The organism is Mesorhizobium sp. M7A.F.Ca.AU.001.01.1.1 (genome assembly GCF_004022735.1).
GTDB lineage: Bacteria > Pseudomonadota > Alphaproteobacteria > Rhizobiales > Rhizobiaceae > Mesorhizobium > Mesorhizobium ciceri.
The window spans coordinates 1-6,883 of the sequence record NZ_RZPF01000324.1; the positions used below are offsets into that span (position 1 = coordinate 1).

At 62.9% G+C, this 6,883-nt stretch carries 8 protein-coding genes; 4 read left to right on the forward strand and 4 right to left on the reverse strand.

The annotated features are described in order from the left end of the window. Positions 1-164: 164 nt before the first annotated feature. Entirely contained in the window at positions 165-374 is a 210-nt protein-coding gene (locus tag EN884_RS19805; RefSeq protein ID WP_013532143.1) for a hypothetical protein, read from the forward strand. A gap of 105 nt (positions 375-479) precedes the next feature. Here EN884_RS19805 and EN884_RS19810 read toward each other — a convergent pair whose 3' ends face one another. From EN884_RS19810 to EN884_RS19820, 3 genes are all read right to left on the reverse strand, one after another. Beyond that, positions 480-668, reverse strand: a complete 189-nt coding sequence (locus EN884_RS19810) for a DUF3008 family protein (protein ID WP_013532144.1) — start codon at positions 666-668, stop codon at positions 480-482. A 64-nt stretch (positions 669-732) separates the two neighbouring features. Next, complete coding sequence (gene murI, locus EN884_RS19815) at positions 733-1,533, reverse strand: glutamate racemase (RefSeq protein ID WP_013532145.1); 801 nt, start codon at positions 1,531-1,533, stop codon at positions 733-735. Continuing rightward, the gene (locus EN884_RS19820) at positions 1,526-2,440 is read right to left on the reverse strand and encodes an RNA methyltransferase (RefSeq protein ID WP_024504565.1); all 915 of its coding nucleotides are present in this window, start codon (positions 2,438-2,440) and stop codon (positions 1,526-1,528) included. The genes murI and EN884_RS19820 overlap by 8 nt, the downstream gene beginning before the upstream one ends. Positions 2,441-2,656: 216 nt before the next feature. Between EN884_RS19820 and EN884_RS19825 the strand changes: the two genes are divergently transcribed. The 3 genes from EN884_RS19825 to EN884_RS19835 all read left to right on the forward strand — a co-directional run bounded on the left by EN884_RS19825 (position 2,657) and on the right by EN884_RS19835 (position 4,851). Next, the gene (locus EN884_RS19825; RefSeq protein WP_063167815.1) at positions 2,657-3,868 is read left to right on the forward strand and encodes an NADP-dependent isocitrate dehydrogenase; all 1,212 of its coding nucleotides are present in this window, start codon (positions 2,657-2,659) and stop codon (positions 3,866-3,868) included. A gap of 137 nt (positions 3,869-4,005) precedes the next feature. Then, complete coding sequence (locus EN884_RS19830; protein WP_027162373.1) at positions 4,006-4,185, forward strand: hypothetical protein; 180 nt, start codon at positions 4,006-4,008, stop codon at positions 4,183-4,185. 12 nt (positions 4,186-4,197) lie between these two features. Continuing rightward, positions 4,198-4,851, forward strand: a complete 654-nt coding sequence (locus EN884_RS19835) for a glutathione S-transferase family protein (protein WP_063167814.1) — start codon at positions 4,198-4,200, stop codon at positions 4,849-4,851. Between the two features lie 52 nt (positions 4,852-4,903). On the opposite strand, the gene alaS is transcribed toward EN884_RS19835, so the two are convergent. Beyond that, positions 4,904-6,883, reverse strand: a 1,980-nt coding sequence (gene alaS, locus EN884_RS19840) for an alanine--tRNA ligase (RefSeq protein WP_128360695.1), incomplete at its 5' end; no start/stop codon positions are given.

Sequence of the window (6,883 nt, forward strand, 5' to 3'; positions counted from 1 at the left end):
GTGTTAGCGCGCTGATTAAACGGAGATTTAACCGGTGTCAAGCTTGTGGCTGGCGTAGGCCATGGCGACGATATAGCGTCTCTGGGTTGAGTACAGTGCCGGATGTGGCGGGAGGTTGCGCCAGCGGCATCAGGAAGGGACCGGAGCAGAGGAGCTACATTCGCATGAAGAAATTCTTCCTTACCCTGACAGGAGCCGCTGTGTTGGCGGGATCCATGGCGGTCATGACACCGGAGCCGGCTGAGGCCAGGCATTGGCAAGGGCACCGGCACCACCAGGCTTGCCGCATCGTGATCAAGAAGAAAATTATCTGGCGGCACGGCCACAAGAAGGTCATCCGCTACAAGATCAAGCAGTGCAGAGGGCGCTGGTAGGCTGCAATCAGGCGGCCGACATCATTTCGAAGCCTGCGGTTTGGCCGCGGGCTTTTGATTCCGGCTCGTGTTCTTCGGCGTTTCCCTTGAACGGCGGACTGCACTCTAGCCTTTCGACTTCTTCTCCGGCAGGCCCTTGCGCTTCGTCTCGGCGAATTCCTCGAGCTGCTTTTCGCTCATCGATTCGTACATTCCCTTGGAAGCGCCCTGGAGTTCGCTCTTCTTGGTCTCGCCGCGCTTGGCCGACAGAGCCGCGCCGGCGGCTTTCTGCTGGGCTTTCGAGGTGGCTGGCATGGCTCTTTCTCCCGTTGGCATCAGGAGAAAAACGCAACGACTGCCGTGATGTTCCGCTTCGCAATCACGACATCGCCAACCCGAACCCCTGCATCAGGCGGCGGGTGGGGAAATCGGCTCTTTTCGATGTGAAGACGGCAAGGTCGGGCCCTTCAGGCAACATCTCGCCACGACCGCTCGGATCGATGTCGGCGAGAAGCGACAGCGCCCGGCGCGCGATCGCTTCGGCGGGGTCGAGCCAGTCGACCGGCCAAGGCGCCGTCTTGCGCATACGATTGGCCAGAAAGGGGTAGTGTGTGCAGGCGAGCACGACGATATCCGTACGCAGCGCATCACGTTCGACGAAGCATGGCGTGATCTCGGCGCGCACCGCCTCCTCATCGACGAAGCCCTCACGCATGTAGATCTCAGCCAGTCCCGCCAGCCTGTCGCTGCCGACCAGGCGGACATGGCATTTCTGCGCCCATTTGCTGATCAGGTCGCGCGTGTACTGGCGCTTGACGGTGCCAGGCGTCGCCAGCACCGAAACCAGCCCTGAGCGCGTGCGTTCCGCCGCCGGCTTGATCGCAGGCACCATGCCGACAAAAGGATGCTCGGGAAATCTGTCGCGCAGCGCGTCGATCACCAACGTCGAGGCGGTGTTGCAGGCGATGACCGAAATGGCCGGCGCAAACCGCTCAAGCAGTTTGCCGAACAATTCAAGGATATGCACCCTCAGCGCCGGCTCTTCCCAGGCGCCATAGGGAAACGCAGCGTCGTCGGCGACATAGATGAAACGGCGGTCGGGCATCAGCACGCGCGCCTCGCGCAGTACGGTGAGCCCGCCGATGCCCGAATCGAACATCAGGATCGGCCGCTCAGTCATTGTCGGTTCCTTTTCCGCCAAGCGGCGGTATGTCATCGTCCTTGCCGGCGCCGGCAAGGCGCGCCGCTTCCGCCTTGCGGGCTCGCGCGGCGGCCGCGGGCAAGCGCCGTGGATCATCGCCAGGGGACCCGTCGCCGCGCGGCATCGCCGGCGAAAACCTGTCGAGCGACGAGATGATGCCGCGCAGCACCTTCAGCTCCGGTTCGGCAAAACCGGCGCGCGTCAGCACCGCACGCAGATTGTCGATCATTTTCGGCTTCTTCGGTGCCGGCCGGAAATAGCCGCGCGCTTCCAGTGCGCCTTCGAGATAGGCGAACAGGCCGTGCAATTCCTCCTTGCTTGCCGGCTTCATGTCCGGGCCGGAAAAATTGGTCTTGGTCTCGTCTTCCAGGCCGGACTTCATCCATTCGTAGGACATCAGAAGCGCGGCCTGGGCGATGTTGAGCGACGAGAAATCGGGATCGACCGGGAACGTGACGATCTCGTCGGCAAGGCCGACCTCGTCATTGTAGAGGCCGAAGCGCTCGCGGCCGAACAGGATGCCGGTGCGCTGGCCCATTGCGTGACGGGTCCGAAGCATCCTGCCCGCCTCCACCGGCCCGCGCACGGATTTGAAGCCGTCGCGCTGCCTGGCCGTGGTGGCGAAGACGAAGTTCAGGTCGGCGAGCGCCGAGGCCAGATCGTCAAAGACGGTGACGGCGTCGATGACATGATCGGCGCGGCTCGCCGCCGCACGTGCCTTCTCGCTCGGCCAACCGTCACGCGGATTGACGAGGCGCAGCTCCGACAGACCGAAATTGGCCATGGCGCGCGCGACCATGCCGATGTTCTCGCCAAGCTGAGGCTCGACGAGGATGATCGCCGGGCCGGCGACTGCAATGCTATCAGGATCTTTGGTGACGGGCATGATTGTCAATGAACTGCTGTTTGCGGCATTTCAGCGTCCCCTGCCATATTCGGCCGGGAAAATGAAGCATTCGCAAATGACGACGGCTCTGGCCTCCAATTCGTGACCGATCGCCGTTTGCGTGGCCAAAAGCGCTTTGATATACGGGCGACATCTCCCGGCCCAACGCCACGCGGGCAAGGCCGTCCCACATCCCAGCAACGAGGCATTCTTTCCATGGCGAAGATCAAGGTGGCGAACCCGGTCGTCGAACTCGACGGCGACGAGATGACCCGCATCATCTGGCAGTTCATCAAGGACAAGCTGATCCACCCTTATCTCGACCTCAAGCTGGAATATTACGACCTCGGCGTGGAACACCGCGACGCCACCAACGACCAGGTGACGATCGATTCGGCCAACGCCATCAAGAAATACGGCGTCGGCGTGAAATGCGCGACGATCACGCCTGACGAGCAGCGCGTCGAGGAGTTCAAGCTGAAGAAGATGTGGAAGTCGCCGAACGGCACCATCCGCAACATCCTCGGCGGCACCATCTTCCGCGAGCCGATCATCATGAAGAACGTGCCGCGCCTGGTGCCCGGCTGGACCAAGCCAATCATCGTCGGCCGTCACGCTTTCGGCGACCAGTACCGCGCCACCGATTTCCGCTTCCCCGGCAAGGGCAAGCTGACCATCAAGTTCGTCGGCGAGGACGGCCAGGTGATCGAGCACGATGTGTACGACGCGCCCGGCGCCGGTGTCGCCATGGCCATGTACAATCTCGATGAGTCGATCCGCGAGTTCGCCCGCGCCTCGCTGAACTACGGCTTGCTGCGCAACTACCCGGTCTATCTGTCGACCAAGAACACCATCCTGAAGGCCTATGACGGCCGCTTCAAGGACATCTTCCAGGAGGTCTACGAGGCTGAATTCGAGACCGAGTTCAAGTCGAAGAAGCTGTGGTACGAGCACCGCCTGATCGACGACATGGTAGCCTCCGCCCTGAAATGGTCGGGCGGCTATGTCTGGGCCTGCAAGAACTATGACGGCGACGTCCAGTCCGACACGGTCGCGCAAGGTTTCGGCTCACTCGGCCTGATGACCTCGGTGCTGATGACGCCGGACGGCAAGACGGTGGAAGCCGAAGCCGCGCACGGCACCGTTACCCGCCACTATCGCCAGCACCAGAAGGGCGAGGAAACCTCGACCAATTCGATCGCCTCGATCTTCGCCTGGACGCGGGGGCTCGCCCACCGCGCCAAGCTCGACGACAATGCCGAGCTGAAGCGCTTTGCCGACACGCTGGAAAAGGTCTGTATCCAGACGGTCGAGTCCGGCTTCATGACCAAGGACCTGTCGCTGCTGATCGGCCCCGACCAGCCCTGGCTGTCGACCACCGGTTTCCTCGACAAGATCGACGAGAATTTGCAGAAAGCGATGGCGTAGGCATGTCGTCCAAAGGCTTCGCTCGATATTGATCTCGTGCGCGACAGCACTGAGTTAACGACAAAGACTTGAGGCGTGTCGAAGTGCAAATCTGTCTTCCGTGGATGAGCTGGATTTGCGAAAATAGGTAGATGTAAATGGCTATGTGGTTCGATCAGCAAGAACGGCTAAAGAGTACCAAGGGCAAAGAGCTCTTGGACTCCATGCCGAAGTTTGAGGTGCAAGCTGCCAATGTCGCTCCCGCTCCGGCGGAGCTTGGAGGCAAGATCACGCTCGTCATCGAAGATGGCAAGCCCGTTGTGAAGATAAAAGAATAGAGCGTCGCCCGCATCGATCATAGCGTCAACACCACATCGTCGAGCAAGCCCATCGTCTACGGGGCGGACTATAGCGTCTATGTGCGCATCGTCCGCCTCGTGCTTGAGGAAAAAGGCATCGACTACGAGCTTGTGCCAGTCGATGTCTTTGCCGCCGACGGGATTCCCGCCTGGTATTTCGAACATCATCCGTTCGGCCGCATCCCGGCCTTCGAGCATGACGGATTCCGGCTGTTCGAGACGAGCGCGATTGCCAGATATGTTGACGAGGCGTTCGACGGGCCAGCGCTGCAAGCGACGGAGCCTCGTGGCCGCGCAACCATGAACCAGATCATCGGCATGCTCGATGCCTATGCCTACAGATCGATGGTCTGGGATGTCGCCGTCGAGCGGCTGGAGAAGGCTCAGCCGGATGAGGCGTTGATCGCCGGCGGCCTTGCTCAGGCGAGCAAAGCGCTTCGGACGCTGTCCGCGCTGAAAGCGCCGGGACCGTGGCTGCTGGGCGACCAGCTGACGCTGGCCGACCTGCATGCCGCACCGATCATCGGTTATTTCGTCAAGGTCGCCGAGGGGCGAAATCTGCTGGCCGAGTTCCCTGATATCCGGGACTGGTATGCGCGCATTGCGGCTCGGCCGAGCTTCGTGCGGACTGAAAAAATCGGCTGATAAGTGACGTCCGCTGTCCCTCCAACCGTTGCTTTAAATTCAGTCCACTCGCCTACGCCGCTTCGAGTGCCGCCCTTACCGCAGCAATCGCATCATCGGCCTTGGAAGCGTCGGGGCCGCCGGCCTGGGCCATGTCGGGCCGTCCGCCGCCGCCCTGCCCGCCGAGTGCCGCCGAGGCCACTCGGACAAGGTCGACGGCGCTGAAGCGGCCGACGAGGTCGTCGGTGACGGCCACCACGACGCTTGCCTTGTTGTCTTCGCCGGCGCCGACGAAGACGACGACGCCGGAGCCGAGCGACGTCTTGCCGGCATCGGCCAGCGGCTTCAGGTCCTTCGGTGAGACACCTGAGACCGTCTTGCCGAGGAAGCCGACACCGGCGACCGTCTCATTGGCGGCTGGAGCATCGGCAGACGATCCGCCGCCCAATGCCAGCTTCTTGCGCGCTTCGGTCAGTTCCTTTTCGAGCTTCTTGCGCTCTTCGAGCAGCGTCTCGACGCGCGCCGGTACATCGGCCGGCGAAATCTTCAACACGGCTGCCGTCGCCTTCAAACGCCTGTCCTGCTCGTCGAGATGTTTGCGCGCGGCTTCGCCCGTCAATGCCTCGATGCGGCGCACGCCGGCGGCGACCGCGCTGTCCGACACGACACGCACCAGGCCGATGTCGCCGGTCGCCCGGACATGGGTGCCACCGCAGAGCTCGACCGAATAGGGCCGGTTCGCCTTGGCGCCGTGCAGGCCGGTGCCCATCGACACGACGCGCACTTCGTCGCCGTACTTTTCGCCAAACAGCGCCATGGCGCCCTCGGCGATGGCATCGTCGACCGACATCAGGCGCGTGGTCACCGGGCCGTTCTGGACGACGATCTCGTTGGCCATGCGCTCGACCTCTTCGAGGTCTTCGGCCGAAATCGGCTTGTTGTGCGAGATGTCAAAGCGCAGGCGCTCGGGCGCGACCAGCGAGCCCTTCTGTGCGACATGGCTGCCCAGCACTTCGCGCAGCGCCTCATGGATCAGATGCGTCGCGGAATGGTTGGCGCGCAGCCTCGAGCGCCTTGCATGATCGACCTTCAGCTCGACAGCCGCGCCCGTCTTGACGGTGCCGCTGGCCACCTTGCCGATATGCACGAACAGCCCGTCGGCCTTCTTCTGCGTATCCGAAACCTCGATCGAGAACCCCTCGCCGGAGATGACGCCGGTGTCGCCCATCTGGCCGCCGGACTCGGCATAGAACGGCGTCTGGTTGACGACGATCGCCACCGCGTCGCCCTTGCCGGCGCCGTCGACAGCCTTGCCGTCCCGGACAAGCGCCTGGATGATGCCTTCCGCAGCTTCAGTCTCATAGCCGAGGAACTCGGTGGCGCCGGCCTTCTCGCGCACCGAGAACCAGATGGTCTCGGTGGCGGCGTCGCCGGACCCGGCCCAATGCTTGCGCGCCTCGGCCTTCTGCTGCTCCATCGCGTTGGTGAAGCCGGCAATATCGACCGAGATGCTGCGCTGGCGCAGTGCGTCCTGCGTCAGGTCGAGCGGGAAGCCATAGGTGTCGTAGAGCTTGAAGGCCGTCTCGCCATCCAGCATGTCGCCGGCATGCAGCGTTTCGGTCGCCTCGGAAAGCAGGCCGAGGCCGCGCACCAGCGTCTTGCGAAACCTGGTCTCCTCGAGCTTCAGCGTCTCGGTGATCAATTGTTCGCCGCGCAGCAGTTCCGGATAGGCCTGGCCCATTTCGCGCACCAGCGCCGGCACCAGCTTCCACATCAGCGGTTCGTTGGCACCGAGCAGCTGCGCATGGCGCATGGCGCGGCGCATGATGCGGCGCAGGACGTAGCCCCTGCCTTCGTTCGAGGGCAGCACGCCATCGGCGACCAGGAAGGAGGACGAGCGCAGATGATCGGCAATGACTCGGTAGGAGGCGACCGTCTCCTTGTCGGGATCATGCCCGATCGCGGACGAGGCCGCGTCGATCAGGTGACGGAACAGATCGGTCTCGAAGACGCTTTCCACCCCTTGCAGGATGGAGGCCATGCGCTCCAGGCC

Coding starts and splice junctions, on each gene's coding strand:
- EN884_RS19830 (WP_027162373.1), top strand. CDS start 4,006: ATGGCTATGTGGTTCGATCAGCAAGAACGGCTAAAGAGTACCAAGGGC.
- murI (WP_013532145.1), bottom strand. CDS start 1,533: ATGACTGAGCGGCCGATCCTGATGTTCGATTCGGGCATCGGCGGGCTC.
- EN884_RS19820 (WP_024504565.1), bottom strand. CDS start 2,440: ATGCCCGTCACCAAAGATCCTGATAGCATTGCAGTCGCCGGCCCGGCG.
- EN884_RS19810 (WP_013532144.1), bottom strand. CDS start 668: ATGCCAGCCACCTCGAAAGCCCAGCAGAAAGCCGCCGGCGCGGCTCTG.
- EN884_RS19825 (WP_063167815.1), top strand. CDS start 2,657: ATGGCGAAGATCAAGGTGGCGAACCCGGTCGTCGAACTCGACGGCGAC.
- EN884_RS19805 (WP_013532143.1), top strand. CDS start 165: ATGAAGAAATTCTTCCTTACCCTGACAGGAGCCGCTGTGTTGGCGGGA.